This is a genomic window from Micromonospora siamensis, from assembly GCF_900090305.1.
GTDB classification, from domain to species: Bacteria; Actinomycetota; Actinomycetes; order Mycobacteriales; family Micromonosporaceae; genus Micromonospora; species Micromonospora siamensis.
The window spans coordinates 5,866,907-5,891,200 of record NZ_LT607751.1 but is presented as its reverse complement, the minus strand read 5'-3'; the positions used below and the strand labels follow the sequence as shown (position 1 = coordinate 5,891,200).

General features: G+C 73.6%; 23 protein-coding genes. 13 read left to right on the top strand and 10 right to left on the bottom strand.

Annotated elements, in window-relative coordinates; genetic code table 11:
* The first annotated feature begins 7 nt into the window (after positions 1-7).
* From GA0074704_RS26920 to GA0074704_RS26905, 4 genes are all read left to right on the top strand, one after another.
* Positions 8-3,475 carry an ATP-dependent helicase gene (locus tag GA0074704_RS26920; protein WP_088973064.1) on the top strand — a complete coding sequence of 1,156 codons (3,468 nt, stop codon included), beginning with the start codon at positions 8-10 and terminating at the stop codon, positions 3,473-3,475.
* 199 nt (positions 3,476-3,674) lie between these two features.
* The gene (gene cspE / locus GA0074704_RS26915; protein ID WP_007464836.1) at positions 3,675-3,878 is read left to right on the top strand and encodes a transcription antiterminator/RNA stability regulator CspE; all 204 of its coding nucleotides are present in this window, start codon (positions 3,675-3,677) and stop codon (positions 3,876-3,878) included.
* Between the two features lie 220 nt (positions 3,879-4,098).
* Positions 4,099-5,403, top strand: coding sequence for a DEAD/DEAH box helicase (locus GA0074704_RS26910; RefSeq protein ID WP_088973063.1), 1,305 nt, complete (start codon positions 4,099-4,101; stop codon positions 5,401-5,403).
* 191 nt (positions 5,404-5,594) lie between these two features.
* Positions 5,595-5,795 (top strand): hypothetical protein, encoded by a 201-nt coding sequence (locus GA0074704_RS26905; RefSeq protein WP_088973062.1) that lies wholly within the window; start codon positions 5,595-5,597, stop codon positions 5,793-5,795.
* Between the two features lie 148 nt (positions 5,796-5,943).
* Here GA0074704_RS26905 and GA0074704_RS26900 read toward each other — a convergent pair whose 3' ends face one another.
* Genes GA0074704_RS26900 through GA0074704_RS26890 form a run of 3 tightly spaced genes read right to left on the bottom strand, consistent with a single transcriptional unit; the run spans position 5,944 to position 8,652 of the window.
* A complete protein-coding gene (locus GA0074704_RS26900) occupies positions 5,944-6,828 on the bottom strand; it encodes an ABC transporter permease (RefSeq protein WP_088973061.1) in 885 nt (294 codons plus the stop codon).
* On the bottom strand, positions 6,818-7,597 hold the full coding sequence (locus GA0074704_RS26895; RefSeq protein WP_088973060.1) for an ABC transporter ATP-binding protein: 780 nt from the start codon (positions 7,595-7,597) through the stop codon (positions 6,818-6,820). The genes GA0074704_RS26900 and GA0074704_RS26895 overlap by 11 nt, the downstream gene beginning before the upstream one ends.
* Positions 7,594-8,652: an ABC transporter substrate-binding protein gene (locus GA0074704_RS26890; protein ID WP_088973059.1), complete on the bottom strand. Its 1,059-nt coding sequence runs from the start codon at positions 8,650-8,652 to the stop codon at positions 7,594-7,596. Before GA0074704_RS26890 ends, GA0074704_RS26895 begins: the two co-directional genes overlap by 4 nt.
* A 218-nt stretch (positions 8,653-8,870) precedes the next feature.
* Here GA0074704_RS26890 and GA0074704_RS26885 point away from each other — a divergent pair, with 218 nt between their 5' ends.
* From GA0074704_RS26885 to nudC, 3 genes are read left to right on the top strand one after another with little or no spacing between them, the layout of a single operon-like run.
* On the top strand, positions 8,871-10,181 hold the full coding sequence (locus GA0074704_RS26885; protein ID WP_088973058.1) for a M16 family metallopeptidase: 1,311 nt from the start codon (positions 8,871-8,873) through the stop codon (positions 10,179-10,181).
* Complete coding sequence (locus tag GA0074704_RS26880) at positions 10,178-11,509, top strand: M16 family metallopeptidase (RefSeq protein ID WP_088973057.1); 1,332 nt, start codon at positions 10,178-10,180, stop codon at positions 11,507-11,509. The genes GA0074704_RS26885 and GA0074704_RS26880 overlap by 4 nt, the downstream gene beginning before the upstream one ends.
* On the top strand, positions 11,506-12,462 hold the full coding sequence (nudC, locus tag GA0074704_RS26875; protein ID WP_088973056.1) for an NAD(+) diphosphatase: 957 nt from the start codon (positions 11,506-11,508) through the stop codon (positions 12,460-12,462). Before GA0074704_RS26880 ends, nudC begins: the two co-directional genes overlap by 4 nt.
* Positions 12,463-12,592: 130 nt before the next feature.
* Here the strand turns inward: nudC and GA0074704_RS26870 are convergent, their stop codons facing one another.
* From GA0074704_RS26870 to GA0074704_RS26860, 3 genes are all read right to left on the bottom strand, one after another.
* On the bottom strand, positions 12,593-12,853 hold the full coding sequence (locus GA0074704_RS26870) for a hypothetical protein (protein ID WP_088973055.1): 261 nt from the start codon (positions 12,851-12,853) through the stop codon (positions 12,593-12,595).
* A gap of 217 nt (positions 12,854-13,070) precedes the next feature.
* On the bottom strand, positions 13,071-13,301 hold the full coding sequence (locus GA0074704_RS26865; protein ID WP_088973054.1) for a DUF397 domain-containing protein: 231 nt from the start codon (positions 13,299-13,301) through the stop codon (positions 13,071-13,073).
* Positions 13,302-13,375: 74 nt separating this feature from the next.
* A complete protein-coding gene (locus tag GA0074704_RS26860) occupies positions 13,376-14,359 on the bottom strand; it encodes a helix-turn-helix domain-containing protein (protein ID WP_088973053.1) in 984 nt (327 codons plus the stop codon).
* Between the two features lie 136 nt (positions 14,360-14,495).
* Between GA0074704_RS26860 and GA0074704_RS26855 the strand changes: the two genes are divergently transcribed.
* Entirely contained in the window at positions 14,496-15,770 is a 1,275-nt protein-coding gene (locus GA0074704_RS26855) for an MFS transporter (protein WP_088973052.1), read from the top strand.
* Positions 15,771-15,843: 73 nt separating this feature from the next.
* Here the strand turns inward: GA0074704_RS26855 and GA0074704_RS26850 are convergent, their stop codons facing one another.
* Positions 15,844-16,086, bottom strand: coding sequence for a mycoredoxin (locus GA0074704_RS26850; protein WP_088974013.1), 243 nt, complete (start codon positions 16,084-16,086; stop codon positions 15,844-15,846).
* Positions 16,087-16,177: 91 nt separating this feature from the next.
* Here GA0074704_RS26850 and GA0074704_RS26845 point away from each other — a divergent pair, with 91 nt between their 5' ends.
* The 3 genes from GA0074704_RS26845 to GA0074704_RS26835 all read left to right on the top strand — a co-directional run bounded on the left by GA0074704_RS26845 (position 16,178) and on the right by GA0074704_RS26835 (position 19,229).
* Entirely contained in the window at positions 16,178-18,337 is a 2,160-nt protein-coding gene (locus GA0074704_RS26845; RefSeq protein WP_088973051.1) for an ATP-dependent DNA helicase UvrD2, read from the top strand.
* 132 nt (positions 18,338-18,469) lie between these two features.
* Positions 18,470-18,724, top strand: a complete 255-nt coding sequence (locus GA0074704_RS29565; RefSeq protein ID WP_088973050.1) for a hypothetical protein — start codon at positions 18,470-18,472, stop codon at positions 18,722-18,724.
* Positions 18,725-18,863: 139 nt separating this feature from the next.
* Positions 18,864-19,229, top strand: coding sequence for a WhiB family transcriptional regulator (locus GA0074704_RS26835; protein ID WP_088973049.1), 366 nt, complete (start codon positions 18,864-18,866; stop codon positions 19,227-19,229).
* A 311-nt stretch (positions 19,230-19,540) separates the two neighbouring features.
* Here GA0074704_RS26835 and GA0074704_RS26830 read toward each other — a convergent pair whose 3' ends face one another.
* The 3 genes from GA0074704_RS26830 to GA0074704_RS29130 form a co-directional block, all read right to left on the bottom strand.
* Entirely contained in the window at positions 19,541-20,887 is a 1,347-nt protein-coding gene (locus GA0074704_RS26830; RefSeq protein ID WP_088973048.1) for an ABC1 kinase family protein, read from the bottom strand.
* Positions 20,888-20,944: 57 nt separating this feature from the next.
* Positions 20,945-21,997, bottom strand: a complete 1,053-nt coding sequence (locus tag GA0074704_RS26825) for a TOMM precursor leader peptide-binding protein (protein ID WP_088973047.1) — start codon at positions 21,995-21,997, stop codon at positions 20,945-20,947.
* Positions 21,998-22,188: 191 nt separating this feature from the next.
* Entirely contained in the window at positions 22,189-22,356 is a 168-nt protein-coding gene (locus tag GA0074704_RS29130; protein WP_007464795.1) for a DUF5679 domain-containing protein, read from the bottom strand.
* Between the two features lie 517 nt (positions 22,357-22,873).
* Here GA0074704_RS29130 and GA0074704_RS26820 point away from each other — a divergent pair.
* Both GA0074704_RS26820 and GA0074704_RS26815 read left to right on the top strand, forming a co-directional pair.
* On the top strand, positions 22,874-23,401 hold the full coding sequence (locus GA0074704_RS26820; RefSeq protein WP_088973046.1) for a M48 metallopeptidase family protein: 528 nt from the start codon (positions 22,874-22,876) through the stop codon (positions 23,399-23,401).
* A 77-nt stretch (positions 23,402-23,478) separates the two neighbouring features.
* Complete coding sequence (locus tag GA0074704_RS26815; protein WP_088973045.1) at positions 23,479-24,081, top strand: hypothetical protein; 603 nt, start codon at positions 23,479-23,481, stop codon at positions 24,079-24,081.
* The last annotated feature ends 213 nt before the right edge of the window (positions 24,082-24,294 follow it).

Genomic DNA, 24,294 nt, shown 5'->3' with positions numbered 1-24,294 from the left:
GCCCGCGGTGACCCAGCCCGCGCTCTTCGGCACCGCCGCCCCGGCGCCCCGCACCGCCGACGCCGGCCCCCGCTACACCCCGGTCGAGCTGGCCAGGCTGCTGCGGCTGCCGGCGCCCACCCGGGAGCAGGCCGAGATCATCGCCGCGCCGGTGGCGCCGCTGCTGGTGGTCGCGGGCGCCGGCTCGGGCAAGACCGAGACGATGGCCGCCCGGGTGGTCTGGCTGGTGGCCAACTCGTACGTCCGGCCGGAGCAGATCCTCGGCCTGACCTTCACCCGCAAGGCGGCCGGTGAGCTGGCGCACCGGGTGCGTACCCGGCTGGACCAGCTGGTGCGCCGGTTGGGGCGGCGGGGCCGGGACCCGCTGGACGATCCGCTGGCCGGCGAGCCCACCATCGCCACCTACCACTCGTACGCGGGCCGGATCGTCACCGAGCACGGCCTGCGGGCCGGCTACGAGCCCTCCACCCGGCTGCTCACCGAGGCGTCCCGGTGGCAGCTGGTGGACCTGCTGGTCCGCAACTACGACGGGGACATGTCCGAGGTCGACCGGATGCCGAGCACCATCACCGACGCGGTGCTGGCCCTCGCCGGTGAGCTGGACGAGCACCTGGTCGACCCGGACGCCCTGGCCGCCTGGACCGGCCGGTTCTTCGCCGACGTGCAGTCCCGCCCCGGCCGGGTCTACGCCGACGTGCGGAAGGCGTTGCAGCTCCAGCAGACCCGGCTGAAGCTGCTCCCGCTGGTCCGGGCGTACGCGCGCCGCAAGGACGACTTCGAGGCGATGGACTTCGCCGACCAGTTGGCCCGGGCGGCCCGGGTGGCCCGGGACCATCCCGGGGTGGGGGAGATCGAACGGGACCGCTACCGGGTGGTGCTGCTCGACGAGTACCAGGACACCAGCCACGCCCAGGTGGTGCTCCTGGGTGCGCTCTTCGGTGGCGGCCACCCGGTGACCGCCGTCGGTGACCCCTGCCAGTCCATCTACGGCTGGCGCGGGGCCAGCGCCGGCACCCTGGAACGCTTCCCGACCGACTTCGCCCGCGCCGACGGCACCCCCGCCGAGGTGCTCGGCCTGAGCACCAGTTGGCGCAACCGGCCGGAGATCCTCGGGGTGGCCAACGCGCTGTCGGTGCCGCTGCGCGCCGCCGGGGCGCGGGTGCCGGAGCTGCACGCCGCGCTGAGCGTCAAGGACCCGATCCCGCACCGCACCCCGCACGGCCGGGCCGCCGGCACCGTGCACTGCGCGCTGCTGGAGACGTACGCCGACGAGGCCGAGTGGATCGCCGACAGCGTCCTCGCCGCCTGGCGGGGGGCGGCCCGGATGCCCGACGCGCTGCCCGAGCACATCCCGGTGCCGCAGCGTCCCACCACCGCCGTGCTGGTCCGGCTGCGCAGCCAGATCCCGGCGATCGAGGGCGCGCTGCGGGCCCGGGGGCTGCCGGTCGAGGTGGTCGGCCTGGGCGGCCTGCTGGACACCCCCGAGGTACGCGACGTGGTCTGCACACTGCGGGTGCTCGCCGACCCGACCGACGGGGCGGCGCTGCTGCGGCTGCTCACCGGCGCGCGCTGGCGGATCGGCCCGCGGGACCTGGTGGCCCTGCACCGGCGGGCCCGGGCCATCGCCCGGGAGCGGCAGCGGCTCACCGGCGACGACGGGCCGGAGATCACCGTGGACGCCCTCGACGAGGCCACGCTGGTCGAGGCGCTGGCCGACCTGGGCCCGGCGCAGGCGTACTCCGACCAGGGGTACGCCCGGCTGCGGGCGTACGGCACGGAGCTGGCGCTGCTGCGCTACCGGCTGGACCAGTCGCTGCCGGAACTGATCGCGGACGTCGAGCGGACCATCGGCCTGGACGTGGAGGTGGCGGTCCGGGCCGGCCGGGACGGCACCGGTGACGCCGGCCTGGCCCGCGGTCACCTGGACGCCCTCGGTGACGTCGCGGCCCGGTTCGGTGGTGAGACGCCGGGCGTTACCCTGGCCGGCTTCCTGGCCTTCCTGGCCGCCGCCGAGGACGAGGAGCGCGGCCTGGCCCCGGGCGAGGTCGAGGTGGTGGAGGGGGCTGTCCAGATCCTCACCGCGCACGCCGCGAAGGGCCTGGAGTGGGACGTGGTGGCGGTCGCCGGCCTCACCCGGGGCGTCTGGCCGGGACCGGTGCGCAACTCCGACCACTGGCTGGGTGGGCTGGGTGTGCTGCCGTTCCCGTTGCGCGGCGACGCCGACGGGCTGCCGCAGCTGGGCCTGGAGCAGGCGGAGGACCAGCGTGGGGTGGCTCGGGCGGTGGCGGACTTCACCGACGCCTGGCGGGCGCACGACGAGCGGGAGGAACGCCGGCTGGCGTACGTGGCGGTGACCCGGCCGCGGCGGCTGCTGCTGTGCTCCGGCTACTGGTGGGGAGAGGCGGCGAAGCGGTTCCGCGGCCCGTCGGTCCTGCTGCGGGAGGTGTACGACGCCTGCCTGGACGGCGGGGACGGGCTGCTGGTCGACCAGTGGGCGCCCGAGCCGGCCGGTGACGCGGTGAACCCGACCACCGAGCTGGTGCTGCGCGCCGAGTGGCCGGCCGACCCGCTGGGCGCCCGCCGTCCGGTGCTGGCCGAGGCCGCCGCCCTGGTCCGCCGCTTCCTCGCCGACCCGCGGGCCGGTCGGATGCCGCCGTCCGGCGTGACCGACGACCGGGAGGGGGCGCCGGCCGACCGGGAGGCGGCGCCGGCGGTGGCGGCCGAGCCGGGGGCGGTGCCCGCGGTGACCGACGACCCGGAGGTGGCCCGCTGGCGGCGGGAGGCGGACCTGCTCCTCGCCGAGCGGGCGGAGCTGCTGCGCCGGGCCGAGGCGGTGGAGGTCGCCCTGCCGGGGCACCTGTCGGTGACCCAACTGGTGGGGCTGCGCCGCGACCCGGGGGCGCTGGCCCGGGCGTTGCGTCGGCCGATGCCCACCGAGCCCAGCCCGTACGCCCGCCGGGGCACCGCCTTCCACGCCTGGCTGGAGCAGCGGTTCGGCGCCGACCGGCTGCTCGACGTGGACGAGCTGCCCGGCGCGGCGGACGCCGACGCGGCGCCCGACGATGCGTTGGCCGAGCTCCAGGAGCGGTTCCTGGCCAGCGAGTGGGCCGACCGGGTGCCGGTGGAGGTGGAGGTGCCGTTCGCCACGGTGCTCGCTCAGGTGGTGGTCCGGGGCCGGATGGACGCCGTCTTCTCCCGCCCCGGCGGCCGGTACGACGTGGTCGACTGGAAGACCGGCCGGCAGCCCGCCGGGCGGGAGGCGGAGGTGGTGGCGGTGCAGCTGGCCGTCTACCGGCTGGCCTGGGCGGAGCTGGCGGGGGTGCCGGTGGAGCGGGTGGGCGCCGCGTTCCACTACGTCCGGGACGGGGTGACCGTCCGCCCGGCCGACCTGCTGGACGCCGACGGGCTGACCGCGCTGATCGCCGGGGTGCCGGAAGAAAATCCGGTGGGGGGTGGCGCTCAGGTAGATCCGTGATACGTTGGTCCCGTTGCAGTTTTGGTTACCAGAGACTCTGTGTGCGCCTGGCGGATTGTGGCCCCAGGCGCCGTTTGTTGTGTCCGGAGATCTCCGGGCGGGGCGACCAGCAGCGACAGGTGTGCCGTGCACTGCGACACACTCCTCTTCGAGTCCGCAACACGTGCGGGTTCGACGTTCCGTCAAGGAGACGAAACAAATGGCTATTGGCACCGTCAAGTGGTTCAACGCTGACAAGGGCTTCGGCTTCATCACCCCGGACGGCGGCGGCGCCGACGTCTTCGCCCACTTCTCGGCGATCCAGTCCTCCGGCTACCGGAGCCTGGACGAGAACCAGCGGGTCGAGTTCGAGGTGACCCAGGGCCAGAAGGGCCCGCAGGCGGAGAACATCCGCCCGCTCTGATCTTCGGATCTCCCCGTAACACCCTCCGCGCCCCTTCGGGCGTGGTGACGGGACCGGTCCGCCGCGCCGCCCCCCGCTCCGGCGGGACGCGGCGTGCTGCGGCGGACCGGCCCGTACCCTTTCGGTTCGTGCTTGTGAGTCCCGGCGGACGTCTCCGCCGGTCGACAGCGCCCTCACGGCGCCTCCCTCGACACGTGCCGCGTCGAGGAAGGCATTTCGCATGACCATGACCATTCCCAGCTTCGCCGCGACCGGTCTGGCGCCGGCGCTGGTCAGCGAGCTGACCGCGCAGGGCATCACCGAGCCGTTCCCGATCCAGGCGGCGACCCTGCCCGACTCGCTGGCCGGCCGCGACGTTCTCGGCCGGGGCCGGACCGGCTCCGGCAAGACGCTCGCCTTCGGGCTGCCGCTGCTGTCGCGTACCGCCGGCCGTCGGGCCCGCCCGGGCCGCCCGCTGGCCCTGGTGCTGGTGCCGACCCGGGAGCTGGCCCAGCAGGTCACCACCGCTCTCGCCCCGTACGCGAAGGCCCTCGGGCTGCGCTGCGCCACCGTCGTCGGCGGCCTGTCGCTGCAGCGGCAGGCGGACGCGCTGCGGGCCGGCGCCGAGGTGGTCGTGGCCACCCCCGGCCGGCTGCACGACCTGATCAACCGGGGTGACGTGCGGCTCGGCGAGGTCGCGATCACCGTGCTCGACGAGGCCGACCAGATGGCCGACATGGGCTTCCTGCCGCAGGTCACCAAGCTGCTGGAGCAGGTCGCCCCGGACGGGCAGCGGATGCTCTTCTCGGCGACCCTGGACGGCGGCGTGGACCGGCTGGTCCGCCGCTTCCTGAGCAACCCGGTGTCGCACTCGGTGGACCCGGGCACCGCCACGGTCACCGCGATGACCCACCACGTGCTGCACGTCGACGCGGCCGACAAGCCGGCCGCGCTCACCCAGATCGCCGCCCGCGAGGGCCGCACCATCCTGTTCATGGGTACGAAGCACCGCGCCGACCGGCTCGCCCGTCAGTTGCTCTCCAAGGGGGTACGCGCCGCGGCCCTGCACGGCGGCAAGTCCCAGCCGCAGCGCACCCGGATCCTGGAGCAGTTCCGCACCGGGCAGGTGACCGCCCTGGTCGCCACCGACGTGGCCGCCCGGGGCATCCACGTCGACGGCCTCGACATGGTGGTCAACGTGGACCCGCCGACCGAGGCGAAGGACTACCTGCACCGGGGTGGGCGCACCGCCCGGGCGGGGGAGTCCGGCACCGTGGTCACCCTGGTCCTGCCCGAGCAGCGCCGGGACGTGTCCCGGCTGATGAGCGTGGCCGGCATCAAGCCGCAGTCGACCCAGGTGCGGCTCGGCGACGCGGCGCTGTCCCGGGTCACCGGGGCCCGGGAGCCGTCCGGGGTGCCGGTGACCATCGTCGCCCCGCAGCCGGCGCCGGCCGCGCGCCCGCGTACCGCCGGTGGCGAGGGCGGCCGGTCCGCGCACCGCACGTCGGGCCGGTCCCGGCGGCCGCGCCGCCCGCGTACCGTCTGATCCTCCTTCCGGCCGCAGCGGCCGGGCGCCACCGCCACGGTGGTCGCCCGGCCGCTGCGCCATTTCGGGGTCACGAGTCAGGTCACGAGTCGGTTAACCGGCCCGATTGGGTCCGATCGGCGACTGTGCTCGGGGGCGGGCCGGGGCCAGGCTTGCGGTCGGGGGTGCGACCGGACGCGGGAGGGGTGACCATGGCGGGCGACGCCGGCTCGGGGGCGGTACGCGAGCTGCTGGTGGTGCTGGCGCTCGCCGGAGCGGGGTTGCTGCTCGCCATGGTCGCCGCGTTCGCGCCGTGGCACCCGACCCCGGGGGTGACCGCCCCGGCCGGGGTGGTGGGGCTGCACCTGCCCGGCACCCCGCCCACCCCACCCGCCGGCACTACGACGGGCTGACCCGTTCCCGGTCGACCAGCAGGTCGGTCAGGGTGGCGCCTTGACCAGCTCGCCGCCGGAGCGGGGCCGGCCGGGCTCGCCCCCGGCGTCGGCGACGGCGAGCATGGCCCGGACGGCGTGGTCGCTGCGCGCGGAGACCTACACGGGCTCAGTTGCCGGCCTGGTCGAGTACGCCCCACCGGCGCCGGATCGCCTTGTCGGCGGCGCCGAACGCCGCGTCTACCAGCAGGCCGACCACCAGAATGACGATCATGATGGCCATCAGCCGGGGCGCGTCGGAGAAGTCCCGGGCGTAGGTGAGCTGGGCGCCGATGGAGGTCTTCTCGGCGATCACCACCAGCAACTCGCCGGCCATCAGGCTGCGCCAGGCGAACGCCCAGCCCTGCTTGAGCCCGGCCACGATGGCCGGCAGCGCGGCGGGCGCGATGACGTACCGGTAGAGGTTGAGTCCGCGGGCGCCGACGTTGCGGCCGGCGCGGATCAGCAGCGGCGGCACGTAGTCCACGCCGTGGATGACCCCGTTGGCCACCGACGGCGCCGCGCCGAGCACCACCACGAAGAAGATCGCCTGCTCGGTGAGCTGGAAGAGGACGATGGCCAGCGGGAACCAGGCGATCGACGGCATGGTCTGCAGCGCGGTGATCATCGAGCCGAGGGCGGCCCGGAGCACCCGGACCCGGGCGACGCCGAGCCCGAGCAGCAGGCCGACCGCGACGGCGACGGCGAAGCCGACCACGGCCCGCCGGCCGGTGTTGGCCAGTCCCTCCCACAGGGCGGAGGTGAACAGGTAGTCCCACAGGTCGGCGAAGACCGTGCCGGGGGCGGGCAGCGCCCACGGGTCCTTCCACCCGGACCAGAACGCGACCTGCCAGATGCCGATGACGATCGCCAGCGCGGCCAGCTTCGGCCAGGTGCCGGCCCAGATGCGGGCCGCCCGGGAGGTCTCCTTCTCCCGGCCGGCGATCTCCAGCGCGTCCAGTCCGCTGATCTCGGCGTCGCTGGTCGACGTGCTGGTCAGGGTGTCACTGGCCATGGCGGCCCACCTCCGTACGGAGCCGGTCGGTGACCTCGGCGGCGATCGCGGCGATCTCCGGGGAGTCGATGCGCCGGGGCCGGGGCACGGCGACCTCGGTGGAGTAGATGATCCGGCCGGGCCGGCTGCTGAGCAGGATGATCCGGTCGGCGAGCCGGGCCGCCTCGCGGACGTTGTGGGTCACGAAGAGCACGGTGAGCCGCCGCTCGGACCAGATCCGTTCCAGCTCGTCGTGGAGGATGTCCCGGGTCATCGCGTCGAGCGCGCCGAACGGCTCGTCCATCAGCAGCACCGGGGTGTCCAGGGCGAGGGTGCGGGCCAGCGCCACCCGTTGCCGCATGCCGCCGGAGAGCTCGTGCGGGCGCTTGCGACCGAAGTCGGCCAGGTGCACCGTACGCAGCAGTTCGGCGACCCGCTCGCGGCGTTCGGCGCGGGGCAGGCCGCGCAGCTTGAGCGGCACCTCGACGTTGCCCTCGACGGTGAGCCAGGGGAAGAGCGCGGACTCCTGGAACATCAGCCCGGGGTTGACCCCCTCGCCGGCGTCGATCTGCCCGCCGCTGGCCCGGTCCAGGCCGGCGACCAGGTTCAGCAGGGTGCTCTTGCCGCAGCCTGAGGCGCCGACCAGACAGACGAACTCGCCGGGCGCCACGTCCAGGGAGACCCCGTCCAGGGCGAGTACGGCGTTCTCGCCGCGTCCGTACACCTTGGTCACGCCGCGCAGCGCGACCTGGCCGGTCGCGCTGCGCGGGGTCGTCGTGGTCGACGTCATGGCTGGGTGACTCCGGGCTTGCCCTGGGCCTTGAGCACGTCGTCGAGGTACGACAGGTCGTAGAGACCGTTCAGGTCGACCGGCTCGGTGAGCTGGACGGCGACCGCGTGGTCGAGGCCGGTCTTGAGCGAGGAGGCGATCGGGTCGTTGGTGAACTCCAGCGTCGGCCACGCCTGCTTGATCAGCTTCACGTCCAGCGGCTTGCCGGTGATCTTGCCGATGTGGTCGGAGATGGCCTGCTGGGACTCGTCCGGCTTGGTGTTGACGAACTCGTTCGCCGCCACCTGCCCCTCGACCAGCTTCTTGACCACGTCGGGGTGGGCCTTGAGGAACCTGGTGGAGACGATCAGGTTGGTGATGACGAACTTCCTGTCCGGCCACAGGTCGCGCTCGTCGACCAGTACCTTGCCGCCGGCGTTGACCAGCCGGGAGGCGAACGGTTCCGGCACCCAGGCGCCGTCGATCGCGCCGCTTCCGAAGGTCTCGACGGTCTGCGAGTTCTCCTGGGGGACCACCTTGACGTCGCCGCCGCCCTCCTTGGTGGTGGTCAGGCCCTTCTCCTTGAGGAAGTAGCGCAGCGCCACGTCCTGGGTGTTGCCCAGCTGCGGGGTGGCGATCTTCCTGCCGCGCAGCTGTTCCACCGAGGTGATCTCGGGCTTGACCACCAGCGCGACGCCGCCGGAGGCGGCGCCGGAGACGACCCGGACGGCCTCGCCCTTGGACTTGGAGAAGGCGTTCACCGTCGGGTTCGGACCGATGTACGTCGCGTCGAGCGCCCCGGAGAAGATCGCCTCGATGGCAGCCGGGCCGGCGTTGAAGGTCTTGGTCGAAAGCTTGACCCCGCTGCCGAGCTTGTCGGCGAAGATGCCCTTCTCGACGCCGACGACGGCGGGCGCGTGGGTGATGTTGGGGAAGTAGCCGAGCCGCAGCGTCACCGGCCCGGAGTCGCCGCTCGCGTCGTCCTCGCCGCAGCCGGCCGTGGTGCCGAGGGTGGCCGCGCTCACCACGGCGAGGGTGGCCAGGGAGACCAGCCGACGGAAGGGGAGCCGTCTCATCGTCGATCCAATCCGCAGTATTCCTACTTAGTTGGTAGGAAGAGTGGGGCAGGCTGTGGCCGGCGTCAAGAACCGACCGGATGGTGAGACCGGGTGTCCCGAAATTGTCGGCAATTCCCATCGGCCCAATAGGTGAAGTCGGGGGTGCTCAAGCCGACCCGGTACGGCCGGCGGGCGGGACGGCGGTACGCCGGGTGCCGACGCGCTAGGGTCGAGCCGTGGCGGCTCGGAGAACGAGAATTCCAGCGACGAAGTACCCGGTCGAGCGGTTCACCCTCGACAACGGCCTGCGGGTCGTCCTCACCCCGGACCGCAGCGCCCCGGTGATCGGGGTGGCGGTGGTCTACGACGTCGGCATCCGCTCCGAGCCGGAGGGGCGCACCGGCTTCGCGCACCTCTTCGAGCACCTGATGTTCCAGGGCTCGGAGAACCTGGAGAAGCTGGCCCACTTCCGGCACGTCCAGGGCGCCGGCGGCACCTTCAACGGCTCCACCCACCTGGACTACACCGACTACTTCGAGACGCTGCCGAGCAACGCCCTGGAACGGGCCCTCTTCCTCGAGGCCGACCGGATGCGCGGACCGAAGCTCACCGAGGAGAACCTCCGCAACCAGGTCGACGTGGTCAAGGAGGAGATCCGGGTCAACGTGCTGAACCGGCCGTACGGCGGCTTCCCCTGGCTGAAGCTGCCGCCGGTCATGTTCGACACCTTCCCCAACGCGCACGACGGCTACGGCTCCTTCGACGACCTGGAGTCGGCGACCGTCTCCGACGCGGCCGACTTCTTCCGCCGCTACTACGCCTGCGGCAACGCCGTGCTCGCGGTCAGCGGGGACATCGACGTCGCCGAGGCGACCACGCTCATCGAGCGGCACTTCGGCGACGTCCCGGCCCGGCCCGCGCCGGACCGCCCGGACTTCACCGAGCCCGACCTGACCGGGGAACGGCGCACCTCGTACACCGACGCGCTGGCCCCACTGCCGGCGGTCGCCGGAGCGTGGCGGGTGCCCGACCCGGTCACCGACTTCGCCGGCTACCTGCCGTACGTGGTCCTCGCCGAGGTGCTCACCGACGGCGACGCGTCCCGGCTGGTCGAGCGGATGGTCCAGCGGGACCGGACGGTGACCGGCCTGGGCGGCTACCTCGGCTTCATGGGCGACCCGTTCGACGTGCGCGACCCCACCGCGCTGCTGCTCCAGGCGCACCTGCCGCCCGGCGGCGACGTGGACAAGGTGCTGCGCACCATGGACGAGGAGCTGGACCGGCTCGCCACCGACGGGCTCACCGAGGGCGAGCTGGCGCGTACCCAGGCCCGGATGGCGACCCACCTGCTGCGGGACACCGACGCGGTGCTCGGCCGGGCGCTGCGGATGGCCGTGCTCGAACAGCAACGCGGCGAGCCGGGTCTGCTCAACGACCTGCCCCGGTTGGTCGGCGAGGTCACCGACGAGCAGGTCCGGGCCGCCGCCGCCACCCTGCGGCCGGAGCGCCGCGCATCCGTCGAGGTCGTCCCGGGAGGAAACAAGTGACGGTAGGTACGCGCACCCTTCCGCCGCTGGGCCCGACCCGCAAGCTGAAGGTCCCGAAGCAGGCCGAGCGGACGCTGGCCAACGGGCTCACCGTCATCGTCGTACGCCGACCCGCCGTACCCCTGGTCGAGCTGCGGCTCTGGATGCCGTTCGGCAAGGCGAACCTGGCCCGCGGCGCGGTGCTCGCCCAGTCGCTGCTCTCCGGCACCCCCACCATGTCGGCGGTGCAGATCGCCGCCGAGCTCCAGAAGGTCGGCGGTGGCCTCTCCGCCGGCCTCGACCCGGACCGGCTGATGCTCTCCGGGGCCGGCCTGGTCACCGGGCTGGACCGGATGCTGGAGATCCTGGCCGACGTGCTGACCGGCGCCACCTATCCGGAGCAGGAGGTCGGCACCGAGCGGGACCGGCTGGTCGACCGGATCCAGGTCGCCCAGAGCCAACCCGCGCACCTGGCCCGGACGGCGCTGCTGAAGCGGATCTACGGCCGCCACCCGTACGCGGTGCAGACCCCGGAGCCCGACCAGGTCCGCGCGGTGCGGGCCCCCGCGCTGCGCAAGCTGCATGCCGAACGGGTGCACCCGACCGGCGCGGTGCTGGTGCTGGTCGGCGACGTGCAGCCGGAGCGGGCGCTGGACGCGGCCGAGGCGGCCCTGGCCGGCTGGACCGGCCCCGGGCACACCGCCGAGCTGCCGCCCGCGCCGCCGCTGGAGACCGGGCCGCTGCTGCTGGTGGACCGTCCCGGCTCGGTGCAGTCGTCGCTGCGGATCGCCCTTCCGGCGGTGCCGCGCACCCACCCCGACCACGCCGACCTGCAACTGGCCAACTTGGTCTTCGGCGGCTACTTCTCCTCCCGCTGGGTGGAGAACATCCGCGAGGACAAGGGCTACACCTACGGCCCGCACTCGTCGGTCGAGCACTCGGTGGCCGGGTCGGTGCTGGTGGCCGCCGCCGAGGTGGCCACCGAGGTGACCGGCCCGGCGCTGCTGGAGACCACGTACGAGCTGGGCCGGCTGGCGTCGCTGCCGCCGAAGCCGGACGAGCTGGAGCAGGCCCGCCAGTACGCCCTCGGCACGCTCCAGCTCGGGATGTCCACCCAGGCCGGGCTCGCCTCGCTGACCAGCGCGTACGCGGGCAACGGGCTGCGCCTGGACTTCCTGGCCGAGCACGCGGCCCGGCTGGCGAAGGCGACCGTGGGCGACGTCGCCGAGGTGGCCGCCCGCTACCTCGCGCCGGCGAAGGCGGTGACCGTGGTGCTCGGGGACGCCGAGCGGATCGGCGGCCCGCTGGCCGCCCTCGCCCCCGTCGACCGGGTGGCGGCCGGCTCGTGAGCGGCGAGTCGGCGCCGCCGCTGGCCCGGTCCACGCTGGACCGGGCCGCGCACCGGCGTACCGACCCGCAGTGGCTGGCCGAGTCCTGGGAGGGGGCCCGGGTGCTGGTGCTGGACTCGGCCGCCGAGGGCCGGGCGCTGGTCCGCGGCGTCGGGGCCCCACCCGAGCTGGTGCTGCTGGATTCCGGCGATCTGCCCGGGGTGCCCCGCTCGGTGCCGATGTTCCTGGGGGTGGAGCCGGACGGGGTGCCGGTCTTCGCGGTGGACGCGCCGCTGCCGGAGCTGCCGGGCGCCCGGGCGGTGCACCTGCGGGAGGTCGGCCACCTGCTGACCGACCGGGACGCGGGCATCTTCACCACCGCGCTCGCCCTGCTCAACTGGCACCTGCGGCACGGCTACTCGTCGACGTCCGGCCAGCCGACGCAGGTGGACGAGGCCGGCTGGTCCCGGGTGGACGCCGACGGTGGCCGGGCCTGGCCGCGTACCGACCCGGCCATGATCGTGCTGGTGCACGACGGGCAGGCCGGTCCGGAGGGACGCTGCCTGCTCGGCAACAACGCGACCTGGCCGAGCGAGCCGGGCCGGCGGCGTTACTCCTGCCTGGCCGGCTACGTCGAGCCGGGGGAGTCGGCGGAGGCGGCCGTGCTGCGCGAGGTCCGCGAGGAGGTCGGCGTCGCGGTCGACCGCATCGCGTACGCGGGCAGCCAGGCCTGGCCGTTCCCGGGCTCGCTGATGCTGGGCTTCCTGGCCCGGGCCGACGCCGACGCGCCGGTACGGGTCGATCCGGTGGAGATCGCGCACGCCCGCTGGTTCACCCGGCGGGAGATCGGGGCGGCGCTCGCCGGTCGGGACGTGGTCGTCGACGACAACCTGCTGGTGCTGCCGCCGCCGTCGTCGATCGCCCTGTTCCTGATCCACCGGTGGCTGGACGGCTGGCTGGACGCCACGCACTGACCCCGGACACGGTCCCGGCCCGGGACCGCCGTTGCCGCGACGGTCACGGGCCGGGAACACGGGCCGTCGTGGGCGGCCGGTGCGAAACGCGGCGGGGGAGCCGGGCCGGCCACGACGGGCGTCGGAGAGGTCAGCCGCCGCCGGTCCGGCGGGCGGCGGATTCGTCCACGGCGAGCACCTTGACCCGTTGCCGGCCGCAGCGGACGGCGCCGACCGTGGCGAGCGCCCGGGCCAGCACGAGGGCGGCCTCCCGGTCCTCGGCGTGCACCACCTGCCGGCGGGGCTCGGGGGTGGTCCGCTCGTCGCGCAGCCGGCCGCCGTCGGCCCAGGCTGCCGCGATCTCGGTGTCGGCGGCGGTGCGGATGTCGGTGCGAACGATCAGGAACCTCATGGGTGTCTCCGATGAGCCGCGAAGGACGGATACCCGCTGGAACTTCCACGTCACTCTGTGGACATGTTACGCCGCCGTGTCATCCCAGCAAGTGAAACGCACCTATCGGTGCGGGGCGTCGTCCGATCGGATGACGCCTGGTCAGCGGGGTAGGGGCGGTAACGACCGACGGGGCCGTCGGCGTCACGCCAACGGCCCCGTCGTCCAGCGGATCTGATCAGTTCAAGTCGAACTGCCCGTTCTTCGCGCCGGTGATGAAGCCCAGCCAGCCGGCCCGGTTGAACAGCAGCACCGGCCCGCCCCGGTCCTTGCTGTCCCGCAGGGCGACCGCGGCCGGCCCGGTACGCAGGGGGGCGACCTCGACGCAGTTCGAGGTCTGGCTCCTGGTGCTGGTCCGCCACGGCGCGGTGGCGAGGTCGCGGGCGGTCGGGTAGCGGTTGTCGTTCATGGTTCTGCTCCTGCTCGTGACGCTGCTCCGATGGGGACGAGTGACGCCGCCCGCCCCGACGGAGATCCCCGGGTTCACCGGTCCGTCAGGCGCCCGGCCGGCCGGCGTTGGACCGGCGCCGTTGCCGGGCCGGACGCCACCGCGGGCGGGCCCGCCGCCTCGGTCAGCCGTCCCGTCGCCTCGAAGAGCCAGGAGAGGGTGTCCGATGCGGAGAGCGCCGCCGAGCATAGCCACTCGAAAACCACTTTATAGCGATTTAGCGTGTTTACCTCGGTCGACATGACGTCGGTGAAGCCACCTTCGATCGCCAGGGTCTCCGGATCGAGCGGGTCGGCGAACCGGTACAACGAGAAAGCGGTGGGCGGCAGGAAGAAGTCGGCGATCCGGGTGTCCCGCTCCAGCAGGTGCAGCGTGACGTTCGGCAGCATGGCCAGCTCGCAGAGGTGACCCAGTTGCTCCCGGAGCACCTCCGGCGGCCCGGCCCGGTGCCCGTTGAGCGCGGCCTCCTCCAACACCGCCGTGTACCGGGGGGCGTCGGGGGAGCGGGTCAGCAGCGACTGCCGGGCCAGCCGGGCGCGTACCTCGGTCTCCGGGTCCTCACCCGGCTCCGGGTCGCCGGCCAACTGGTCCACCTGGCGGGCCGAGAGGATGCGCAGCTTGGCGTACCCGGGGGTCTGCAACAGCCCGGGCACCAGGACCGGGTTGTACTCGGAGATCTCGGCGCAGCCCGCCTCCAACTCCGCCCAGCCGCGCTGCTGCTGGGTCATCACCGGATAGTTCTTCAGCAGCCAGCCCCGCATGTCGCCGGCTTCCTGGGTGATCCCGAGCAGCTCGTCACGGGACTCCTCGGGCACCCCGTACAGGTCGAGCAGGACCCGCACGTCCTCCGGGTCGGGCCGGCTGCGGCCGTTCTCCAGTCGGGACAGTTTGGACGCGGAGGCCCAGCCGATCCGCTCGATGACCTGGTCCCCGGTGAGACCGGCCAGCTCGCGAAAACGGCGCAGTTCATTGCCCAACCGGCGACGGCGCAGGATCGGGCTGGGTACGGCAGGAGGCACCTTCGTCCTCTTCTCCGTCGACCGCCGCAGACGCGACGGTAACTGTATGAAATTCGCCCCCCACGGTCAGTATGGACGGCGCGACCGGCGCCGGAGGTCCCGGCAAGGGCGTGTCTGAAAAAGAAAAGAGGACCCCATGCGCACCGTCCTGCGCCGCCCCGACTTCCGGCTGCTCTTCGTGGCCCTGCTGGCCAGCATGGCCGCCGAGTCGGTCCTGCTGCTCGCCCTGGCCATCTGGGTCAAGGACCTGACCGGCTCGGACGGGCTGGCGGGCGGCACCATCTTCGCCATCATCGCCCCGATGGTCCTGGCGCCGCTGGTCGGCTGGGTGGTCGACCGGTACCCCCGCCGCCCCTTCTTCGTGGCGGCCAACGTGGCCACGGCGGTGCTGCTCAGCCCACTCTTCGCCGTCCGGGACCGGACCGACGTGTGGGTGATCTACGTGGTGGCGGGGCTCTACGGGCTGTCGTACATCACGCTGAGCGCGGCGCTCAGCGGGCTGATCCGGCAGCTGGTCCCGATCGAGCTGCTCCCCGACGCGAACGGGGTGCTCCAGACCGTCCGGCAGGGACTGCGGCTGGTCGGCCCGCTCGCCGGAGCGGCGCTCTACGCGGCCGTCGGTGGCTGGCTGCTGACCACCCTCGCGATGGCCGGGTTCCTGGTGGCCGGCACGGTGGTCGGCACGCTGCGGGTGGCCGAGAGCCGACCGGCCGGCGGGGAGCTGCGCTGGCCGGCCGAGCTGGGGGCGGGGCTGCGGCACCTGGCCGGCGAGCCGGCGCTGCGCCGGGCGCTGCTCGGCTACGGGCTGGGCTCGCTGGTGATGGGCTTCACCGAGTCGCTGATCTTCGCGTACGTCGACCAGGGGCTGCGCCGCGACGCCGCGTTCGTCGGGGTGCTGGTCACCGTGCAGGGGATCGGCGGGCTGGCCGGCGGGCTGCTCTCACCCGCCGTGGTACGCAGGTATGGCGAGCTGGGCGCGCTGGCGGCCGGGGTCACCCTCTTCGGGCCGGCGGCGCTGGCGCTGGCGTACCCGGATCTCTGGCTCGGTTTCGCGGCGCTGCTGCTGGCCGGCCTCTCGCTGCCGCTGATCATGGTGGGGTTGAACACGCTGGTCCAGCGGCGGACCCCGCCGGGGCTGCTCGGCAGGGTCACGGCCGCCTCGGAGGCGCTGGTCAGCGGCCCGCAGGCGGTCTCCATCGGGGGCGGCGCCCTGCTCGTCGGGGTGCTCGACTACCGGCTGCTCTTCGTCCTGGTCGGCCTGACCACCACCGCCGCCGGCGCCTACCTCTGGCAGGGCCGCGCCCTCACCCTCCCCACCCCCACCCCCCACATCCCCGCCCCCCGCCGCCCAGCGGACGGCACCGTTGGTCATGAAGTTGGCGGCGCGACACGCCGTGCCGGACGCCGCTAACTTCATGATCAACGGGGAGAACGGCGAGAGCGGCCGGGCCCTGGTGGGCCAGGCCGCTCTCTGCGCGGGTGGGTCAGCCGGCGATGGTGGAGAGGTGCTGCTTGACCTGGGTGATCGACGGGTTGGTCAGCGCGCTGCCGTCGGCGAAGCGCAGGGTCGGGACCGTCTGGTTGCCGCCGTTGACCTTCATCACGAAGTCCGCGGCCTGCGGGTCCTTCTCGATGTCGACCACCTCGTAGCCGATGCCCTCCCGGTCGAGCTGCGACTTCAGCCGGTGGCAGTAGCCGCACCACGAGGTCGAATACATCGTCAGCATGGTCTGGTCCTCCAAGGGATGGCTCGGGCCCGGTCGAATCAGGCCAGGCTAACCGCTGCAACGTCGGCGGGGGCTGGGATGATTCCTGGCTGTGGTGGTTCACTCAGCGGCGGAACGGGTGCTGGCCGGGCTGGATCCGGAGCAGCGGTCCGCGGTGACCGCCCCGGCCGGCCCGGTCTGCGTGCTGGCCGGCGCCGGCACCGGCAAGACCCGCGCGGTCACCTCCCGGATCGCCCACCGCGCCCTGACCGGTGACATCTCCGCCCGGCACGTGCTGGCGGTCACCTTCACCGCCCGCGCCGCAGCCGAGATGCGCAGCCGACTCACCCTGCTCGGGGTGCAGGGCGTCCAGGCACGCACGTTCCATGCCGCGGCGCTGCGCCAGGTCCGCTACTTCGCGCCCCGGCTGCTGGAGGGCCGGGCCATGCCCGAGCTGCTGGACAGCAAGGTGCGGGTGGTCACGCTCGCCGCCGCCAAGGTGGGCCTGCGCGCCGACCGGGCCGCCGCCCGGGACCTGGCCGGCGAGATCGAGTGGGCCAAGTCGTCGCTGGTCGAGCCGGGGGAGTACGTGGTCGCCGCCGCGAAGGCGCTGCGCGAGACCCCGCACGACCCGGCGAAGGTGGCCGAGGTCTTCGCCGCGTACGAGAAGCTCAAGCGCGGCAACGGTGTGATCGACTTCGAGGACATGCTGCGCGCCGCGGTCTGGGGCATCGAGGAGCACCCCGACGTCGCCGAGCAGGTACGCGGCCAGTACCGGCACTTCGTCGTCGACGAGTACCAGGACGTCAACCCGTTGCAGCAGCGGCTGCTGGAGGCGTGGCTCGGCGGCCGGGACGACCTGACCGTGGTCGGTGACGCCAGCCAGACCATCTACTCCTTCACCGGCGCCACCTCGGCGTACCTGGTCGACTTCCCGCGCCGGCACCGCGGCGCGACGGTGGTCCGGCTGGTCCGCGACTACCGCTCCACTCCGCAGGTGGTCGGCCTGGCCAACGCGGTCATCTCACAGGCCCGCGGCGCGGAGGCGCGACTGCGGCTGGAACTGGTCGGCCAGCGCCCGCCCGGCCCCGAACCGGACCTGCGGATCTTCACCGACGAGCCGGCCGAGGCCGCGGCGGTCGCGGCCCGTTGCCGGACGATGATCGACGGTGGCACGCCGGCCCGCGAGATCGCCGTGCTGTTCCGGACCAACGCGCAGTCCGAGGCGTACGAGAAGGCGCTCACCGAGGCCGGGGTGCCGTACGTGGTGCAGGGCGCGGAGCGCTTCTTCGAGCGGGCCGAGGTGCGCCAGGCGATGATCGCGCTGCGCGCCGCCACCCGCTCCGTCGACGGCGGCATCCCGTTGCCGACAGCGGTCCGCGAGGCGCTGACCGCGGTGGGCTGGGCGCCGGACGCCCCACCGGCCGGCGGCGCGGCGCGGGAACGCTGGGAGGCGCTGGCCGCCCTGGTCCAGCTCGCCGAGGAGTACGCCGGCACGCCGCCGGTGCTGCCGGTCGGCGAGGCGGCGGTGATCGAGCGGCCGGTGACCCTGACCGACTTCAACGACGAGCTGGCCCGGCGGGCCGCCCAGCAGCACGTGCCGACCGTGGACGGGGTGACCCTGGCCTCCCTGCACTCGGCCAAGGGGCTGGAGTGGGACGCGGTCTTCCTGGTCGGGCTCTCCGAGGGCACCCTGCCCACCACGTACGCCCGGACCGCCGAGCAGGTGGAGGAGGAGCGCCGGCTGCTCTACGTCGGCGTCACCCGGGCCCGGGAGTGGCTCTGGCTGTCGTACTCGGTGGCCCGGTCCCCGGGCGGGCGGGCCCGGCGGCCGTCCCGGTTCCTGCCCCAGCTCGACCGCTCCGGCGGCGGCGAGCGGGCCGGCGCCACCCCGGCGAAGCAGGCCGCCGCCCGGCGTCCCGCTGCCCGGGTGATCTCCTGCCGGATCTGCGGCGCGACCCTGCTCGCCGGTCCCGACCGCAAGCTGGGCCGCTGCCCCACCTGCCCGTCCGACATCGACGAGGAGCTGTACGAGCGGCTGCGGGAGTGGCGGGTCCGGGTGGCCGGGGTGCAGAAGGTCCCCTCCTACGTGGTCTTCACCGACGCCACGCTCACGGCGCTGGCCGAGCGCAAGCCGGTACGCGCCGAGGAGCTGATCGCGATCGCCGGGATCGGCCCCCGCAAGCTGGGCCTCTACGGCGAGTCGGTCCTCGCTCTGGTCAAGGGCGCGGCGGTCGACGACGTCTGCCCGCAGAAAACTTTCGAAAAGTAGCCGTAAATCGTTTGCCCTCGCCCGGAGACGAGGAATAGCCTCAGGACACACCTCGGGAGCGGCGCCATTCCGGCTGCTCAGCGGGGTTGGGACCGAGTCGGCATATCGAGTGCACCGGAGGAGGTGGCACCAGTGGAGAGCTACACGTATGAGCGTCCGGCGGCGCCGCTTGCCGCCGTTGCTCCGCTGTCGGCTGTCCGGGTTGCCCTGGCTGCTCGACCGTGGGCTCCGCAGGCGCACCAGGTCCAGGTTCAGGCCGAGCTGAACCGGACCCTCGTGCCCACTGCCGGATTCAACGGGACCAGTGGCTCCACGGGCAAGGGTATCGATGTCGCAACCAAGCGCATGGATGTCCGCGGCGTTCCACCTCGAGGTAGACCGGTCTGATCACCAGACCACCGGCTCACCTCGAGGCCGCGGAACCCGCTACCGGGATCCGCGGCCTCAGTTTTTTTTGCACCGCCGTAGTGCCGAAGTACGCCGGAACGCGATCCACGAGATCGAAACGAGAGAGAGGTGACCGGGCATGAGTCTGGCGTTGGCCCCACTCGACGTGAGCGTCGAGGTGGAGGCGAACCTGCCCTGCCGGAAGTTCGACCCCGACCTGTGGTTCTCCGACTCGCCCGCCGAGCTCGAGCTGGCCAAGTCGCTCTGCGGGGACTGCCCGCTGCGCGTCGAGTGCCTCGCCGGGGCGGTCGAGCGGGCCGAGCCCTGGGGCGTCTGGGGTGGCGAGATCTTCGAGCGTGGCGCGGTCGTCCCGCGCAAGCGGCCCCGTGGCCGCCCGCGCAAGGAGGACCTGGCCCGTGACGCCGAGCTCCGGGTCGAGGCCGAGGCGCGACTGGCGGCCAGTGGGCTGTCCGAGTCGCGCAACGCGGTCCGGCTGGCGGCCTGACAACCAACCCGATCCACACGTGACCGTGCCGGTGTCCCTCCACCGGCCCCAACGAGAAAGCCGAAACCCATGCTGAACATGCCGAACGGAACCGAGATGCAACTACTCCACGAAGCGTTGTCCCGGGCTCGAATGCGCCGGCCTCAGGCCGGTCGTACCACCACGAGCACTGAGGCAACCCTTTCCGCCCGTACCGTCGCGATGCGCAGCCGCACCCAGTCGGCTCGCGACCTGGGCACCGCATAGATCCTTGTCCACCTGATACGGGGGCGACGGCCGGCTGGCCGTCGCCCCCGCCGCGTTCGTGCCGGTCAGCCCACCGGGGCGAAGCCGGGCAGCCAGCGCTCCAGGATCGCCCGGTACGGCGCCTTCGCCTCCAGCTGGCAGAGCACCCCGATCGAACCCAGCGTCACCCGGTGGATCAGCAGGTACGACGGGGGCAGGTTGAGCTGCCGGCTGAGCTGGAAGGCCGGCGACTTCGGGCTGGCCAGCCGGGTCGCCTCGGAGCGCAGCCAGGCCCGGGTGAACCGGAACTCCTCCTCGGCGACCGGGGCGAGCATCGGCTGGATGTATTCCAGGAGGGCCTGCGCGTCGATCGGCTCGGTGGGGCTGACGAAGCCCTCCTCGCGCAGCCCGGCGACCACCGCGTCGGCCTCCCCGCGCAGCGCCAGCCCGGCCAGCCGGCCGATCGGCTCCGGGGTGCCCTCGGGCATCCGGGCCACCGCGCCGAAGTCGATCACGCCGAGCCGCCCGTCGGGGAGCAGCCGGAAGTTGCCCGGGTGCGGGTCGGCGTGCAGCAGCCCGGCCCGCATCGGGGCGGAGAGGTGCAGCTCGGCCATCAGCCGGCCGGCCTCGTCGCGTTGCTCCTCGGTGCCGGCGCGGATGATCTCCGACAGCGGGGTGCCCTCGATCCACTCGGTGATCAGGACCCGGGGGGAGGAGTCCAGCACCTCGGGGATGAAGATCTCCGGGTCGTCGGCGTACGCGGCGGCGAAGGCGCGCTGCGACTCGGCCTCCAGCTCGTAGTCCAGCTCCTCGGTGATCCGCTCACGCAGCTCCACCAGGAGCGGCTTGACGTCCAGACCCGGCTGGATCGCCCGGAACATGCCGCCGAGCCGGGAGAGCTGCTTGAGGTCGGCCAGCAGCGCGTCCCCCGCGCCCGGATACTGGATCTTGACCGCCACGTCCCGGTGCTTCGGGCCGCCGGCCGGCCCGTAGCCCGGGTCCCGCCAGACCGCGCGGTGCACCTGGCCGATGCTGGCCGCGGCGGCCGGGGTGTCGTCGAACTCGACGAACCGGTCCCGCCAGTCCGGGCCGAGCTGCTCGGCGAGGACCTTGTGCACACTGGCCGCCGGCAGCGGCGGGGCGGCCTCCTGGAGCTTCGTCAACGCCTGCCGGTAGGGGGCGGCGACCTCCTCCGGCAGCGCGGCCTCGAAGACCGACAGCGCCTGGCCGAACTTCATCGCCCCGCCCTTGAGCTGGCCGAGCACGCTGAAGAGCTGCTCGGCGGTGCGCTGCTGGATCTCTGCCGAGATCACGTCGGAGGCGAGCCCGGTGACGCGCTTACCCATGCCGAGGACGGTCCGCCCGGCGAAGCCGAGCGGCAGAGCGGCGAGCTTGGCGGTCCGGGACACGGCCCGGCGCGGGATGTCGGTCACCCGGCCATTGTTACCGACGCGAGGGGTCCGCTGCTGCTCCGAAGCCGGGCTGGCCCCTCATCGGCGTCCGCCCGAACACCCGCAGGAGGGATGCGGGGCCCAGGCCCGACGGCGGAACCGGCCGGCCGCGGCCACCCGGACCGCGCAGCCCAGCGTCTCCGGGGCGCCGCCGTCGAGGTGGGCGAGCGCCTCGGCGGCGGCGTAGCCGACGGCCGAGAGCAGGGTCGCGGTCGCGCAGTCCTGGTCGGGTGTCGCCGCCGCCAGCTGGGCGGCGAGCGCCGGCCACCCCGGGTCGCGGTCGGCGCGGTGCAGGTCCAGGCAGTTGAGGCAGGGGCCGGCCGGGGGTCGGACCAGCGGCCCCACCACGGGTACGCCCTCGCGGAGACCGACCAGCAGGTGCGGCTGGCGGCGCTGGGCGTACCCGGTGGCGACCAGTGCCGCGGGGCGGTCGGTGTCGAGCTGGACGACCAGGTCGGTGCGTCCGCGGCGCAGCCGGCCGGTGCCGGTGCCCGGGGCGGTGCGGGCGAGGGCGGCGCGGATGGCGGCGGCGAGCGGCCGGCCGACCTCGGCGGCGTCGAGGCCGGTGCCGACCAGGTCGGCGGGGCGCACCGGGCCGGTCAGGTCGGCGTCGACGTGACCCACCCCGGCCTGGGCCAGGGCTACGGCGAGCGGCCCGCCGAGCCGGCCACCGCCGGTCAGCACCACGCGGGCGGCGCGGCGGCGGCGCAGCACCTGGGCCGGGGTGCCGGGCAGCTCGGCCCCGGCCAGGGCGAGCGCGCCGGCCTCGGCGGCGAGCCGGATGCGGGACGCGCCGGCCAGGTCGCGGGGGAGCAGGGTGTGCGCGGGTACGACCAGCCCGGCGGCGCGCAGCGCGTCGAGCAGGGTGCGGGCCTCGGCGGCCGGCACGTCGGTGGCGTTCGCGTGGGCGAGGATGCTGCGCTCGCTGCGGGTGCCGTCGAGCAGTTCCAGCAGCTGGCCCGCCCGTGGATTGGCCAGCTCCAGCAGGACGGCCCGGCCGGGCTCGACGCCCAGCTGGAGGGTGTGCCGGTCGCGCCAGAGCCGGGTGAGCCCCGGAAGCAGGGTGGGACGGGGAAGGGCGGTACGCGTCATGACTCCGGATCGTGACCGCCACCGTGCGGTCGGTCGATCGTTGTCCACAGGTGTGCGGCCCTGTACCCAGGGCTATCCACAAAACTTCCCGTGATTTCCACAACCGGCCGGTAACTCCTGTCGGGCACCCGACAGTGGGTACGGACGAGGCGGGGGCGGCCACCGGCCGCCCCCGCCTCGAGTCGTCCAGGTCAGACCTTGGCCTTGCCCAGGATGCGGTTCACTGTTGTCCCGCACACCGGACACTTGCCCTTGGCCATGTTCATCCCGGTCTTGGAGACCTCGACGTGTCCCTCGAAGTCCCGCTTCTCCTTGCACTTGACGCAGTAACCGTTGTACGTCTGGGCCTGGTCGGCCACGGTGCCCTCCTCGTCTCGTCCGCCGGTCCTGCCGTCCCGGCGGTTCGCCCCGCGCCGGTCCCTCCACGGGCCCGGCGCCGGGACTTTCCGCAGCCACCCACGTGACCGCTGGTTGGCGGACCCTACCCAGGTCTGGGCAGTTCCATGTCAGCTGTGCATCGACACTGTGAGCAAGTCGACGTCGAGAGTGTGCATGCCGAAAAGGGCCGGATAAGCCAGTTTGGCGGGGACACGCCGGGCAGAGCCGCCCAGATCACCCCGTACGGCCCCCCGAGGAGCGGCCCGCACCGATGATCACCTACCGTGGGCGCGGAGCCGTGCGGTGCCCGGCGACCGCCCCGCCCTTCACGAAGGGTGATCGGGTCACCCGGCACCCCTCCGCAAGGATTTTTTTAGGGACTCCTGGTCACCAACCGTCATTTTCCGGACGCGTGTCGTGCGGTTGACCCTTGCGGACCCCTGGTCAGTACGCATTAGCTTTCCTTCGTGACAGGAATCCGAGGCTGAGCGCCCGGCCATGGCAGGGGTGCGGAAGCCGGTCGTCGAGGTACGGCGCAGCCAGCGTCGGCGACGCACAGTGTCCGCCTACCGGGACGGTGAGCGGGTGGTCGTGCTCATCCCCGACCAGTTCTCCCGGGCCGAGGAGACCGAGTGGGTCGACCGGATGCTGGCCCGGCTCGCCGCCCGGGAGGGGCGGCTGGCCCGCTCGGACGCCGAGCTGCTCGACCGCGCCGCCCGGCTGATCTCGCTCTACCTGGCCGACCACGGGCCGCAGGCCGTGCCGGCCAGCGTCCGGTGGGTCACCAACCAGAACGGCCGGTGGGGGTCCTGCACCCCGGCCGACCGGACCATCCGGATCTCGCACCGGCTGCAGGACATGCCGGAGTGGGTGCTCGACTACGTGCTCGTGCACGAGCTGGCCCACCTCGTCGTCCCCAGCCACAACGCCCGGTTCTGGGCGCTGGTCGGGCGGTACCCGAAGGCCGAGCGGGCCCGGGGCTACCTGGAGGGCGTCGCGGCGGCGGCAGGGCTCCCCGCCGACTGACCGCCCGTCGCCGCCGGGCGGGGCGACCCGACCGAGCGCCGGGCGCGGAGGGCGCCGGGCGCGACTAGGGTCGGGGGATGGTCCGACGTGTGGTGGTGGCGTTGCTCGTCCCGGTGCCGTGGACGCCGCCCGGTATCGACCCGGGCCGGTGGCGTGCCGCGTTGGCCGAGGACGTGGTCGACCTGCTCGCGACGCTCGACGAGGTGGAGACGGCCGTCGCCGTCACACCCGAGGACCGGTGGCTGGCCGACGAGGTGGTCTGGCCCGGCACCGCGGTGCACGAGGTGCCGACGCCGACCGTCGACGCGGTCCTCGCCGCCCTGACCGGGTACGACCAGGCCGCCGTCATCGCCGCCGACGCCCCCGACGTGCCCGCGCTGACGCTGGGCAAGCTGCTCCGCCCGCTCACCAGCAGACCGGTCGCCGTGGCGCCGGTCGAGGGGACCGGCCCCGGCCTGCTGGGCCTGGCCACCCGGGTGCCGGCGCCGGACTGGCTGCCGCCGGTGGACCTGGACACCGCGGTCCCCGGTGACGTGCGGTCGGCCGCCCCGCAGCCCGGCGACGTCGCGGTGACGGCCGGCTGGCGTCGCCTGCGCGGGCCCGGCGACCTGGCCACGCTCGACCCGGCCTTCGAGGGCTGGGAAACGACCCGCGCCCTGCTCTCCGGTCGCCCCGCCTGACAGTGAGGATGTAGGTGGGGTCACCCGGTCTGGTCTGACTCACCGCCTGACCGACGATGCTGTCCTGCTGTGCGATTCGTCGATCGGTTCCGGGTGACCCCGTTCCTGCACGTCACTGGCAGGGGCGTCGTGACCTGATAGGAGCCTGTGCAAGAGGCCCCATCACTGTCCTGTCCGCCCGTCCCAGCAAGTGCGTGCCGACCCTGTCGGTGC

Coding starts and splice junctions, on each gene's coding strand:
- GA0074704_RS26820 (WP_088973046.1), top strand. CDS start 22,874: ATGGCAGGGGTGCGGAAGCCGGTCGTCGAGGTACGGCGCAGCCAGCGT.
- GA0074704_RS26895 (WP_088973060.1), bottom strand. CDS start 7,597: ATGACGTCGACCACGACGACCCCGCGCAGCGCGACCGGCCAGGTCGCG.
- GA0074704_RS26815 (WP_088973045.1), top strand. CDS start 23,479: ATGGTCCGACGTGTGGTGGTGGCGTTGCTCGTCCCGGTGCCGTGGACG.
- cspE (WP_007464836.1), top strand. CDS start 3,675: ATGGCTATTGGCACCGTCAAGTGGTTCAACGCTGACAAGGGCTTCGGC.
- GA0074704_RS26870 (WP_088973055.1), bottom strand. CDS start 12,853: ATGAGGTTCCTGATCGTTCGCACCGACATCCGCACCGCCGCCGACACC.
- GA0074704_RS26910 (WP_088973063.1), top strand. CDS start 4,099: ATGACCATGACCATTCCCAGCTTCGCCGCGACCGGTCTGGCGCCGGCG.
- GA0074704_RS26900 (WP_088973061.1), bottom strand. CDS start 6,828: ATGGCCAGTGACACCCTGACCAGCACGTCGACCAGCGACGCCGAGATC.
- GA0074704_RS26890 (WP_088973059.1), bottom strand. CDS start 8,652: ATGAGACGGCTCCCCTTCCGTCGGCTGGTCTCCCTGGCCACCCTCGCC.
- GA0074704_RS26905 (WP_088973062.1), top strand. CDS start 5,595: ATGGCGGGCGACGCCGGCTCGGGGGCGGTACGCGAGCTGCTGGTGGTG.
- GA0074704_RS26835 (WP_088973049.1), top strand. CDS start 18,864: ATGAGTCTGGCGTTGGCCCCACTCGACGTGAGCGTCGAGGTGGAGGCG.
- GA0074704_RS26850 (WP_088974013.1), bottom strand. CDS start 16,086: ATGCTGACGATGTATTCGACCTCGTGGTGCGGCTACTGCCACCGGCTG.
- GA0074704_RS26825 (WP_088973047.1), bottom strand. CDS start 21,997: ATGACGCGTACCGCCCTTCCCCGTCCCACCCTGCTTCCGGGGCTCACC.
- GA0074704_RS26855 (WP_088973052.1), top strand. CDS start 14,496: ATGCGCACCGTCCTGCGCCGCCCCGACTTCCGGCTGCTCTTCGTGGCC.
- GA0074704_RS26865 (WP_088973054.1), bottom strand. CDS start 13,301: ATGAACGACAACCGCTACCCGACCGCCCGCGACCTCGCCACCGCGCCG.